The organism is Mesorhizobium sp. M1A.F.Ca.IN.020.06.1.1, assembly GCF_004023265.1.
Classification (GTDB): Bacteria; Pseudomonadota; Alphaproteobacteria; order Rhizobiales; family Rhizobiaceae; genus Mesorhizobium.
This window is the reverse complement of sequence record NZ_RZSR01001590.1, coordinates 1-712: the sequence shown is the minus strand read 5'-3', so window position 1 is coordinate 712 and position 712 is coordinate 1. Positions and strand designations below refer to the sequence as shown.

Annotated in this window: 1 protein-coding gene; it reads right to left on the bottom strand. The window is 64.2% G+C overall.

The window, feature by feature from the left end; all coding sequences use genetic code 11:
* Positions 1 to 93: 93 nt before the first annotated feature.
* On the bottom strand, positions 94 to 712 hold a 619-nt coding region (locus tag EOA60_RS35735; RefSeq protein ID WP_128312767.1), incomplete at its 5' end, for a GNAT family N-acyltransferase.

Here is a 712-nt window from a genome sequence, read left to right as displayed (position 1 = left end):
GCGAATAGAGAGTAGCGAATAGGGCTGTTGTAGTCAGCCTACTATCGTTAGTTCCTTCGCTATTCGCTATTCGCTATTCGCTATTCGCCAGACTCACGCCGCGAAACGCTGGCCTTCGCCGCCATAGTAGTTGACGTAGCGGGCGCCGATCTCCTTGACCGGCATGACGACGAAAATGTCGACGGTCGAGAATTCGTGGTCGATGACGCAGCCGTCGCCGATGCGGGCGCCGACACGCAGATAGCCTTTGACGAGCGGCGGCATGGCGGCGATCGCGGCCTTGGCATTGACCGCCTCGATCGGCATCAAGTCCATCGAGCAGTAGCGGCCGGCCACCGCCCGGACATCCCAGGCCTGGTCGGTGCGGCAGTGATGGGCGAGATAGGTAAGCGCCTCCGCATGCGCCGCCGGCACGGTGCCGTGGAAGGAGGCGCAGCCGGTCATCACGCCGATGCCATAGTGGTTGATATAGGCCCAGATGCCTTGCCAGAGCGCCTCGATGGTGCGCTTGGAGCGGTATTCCGGCAGCACGCAGGAGCGCCCGAGTTCCAGGAAGCGTTGGCCCGGATGGCGCGCCACCAGCTTGGTCAGCTCGAACTCGCCCTCGGAGTAGAAGCCGCCCGCCGCGGTGGCGATCTCCTGCCGCAGCAGGCGATAGGTGCCGACGATACGGCGGTGCTCTGGGCCGGGAAGCGAGGGGTCGAAAACCAGG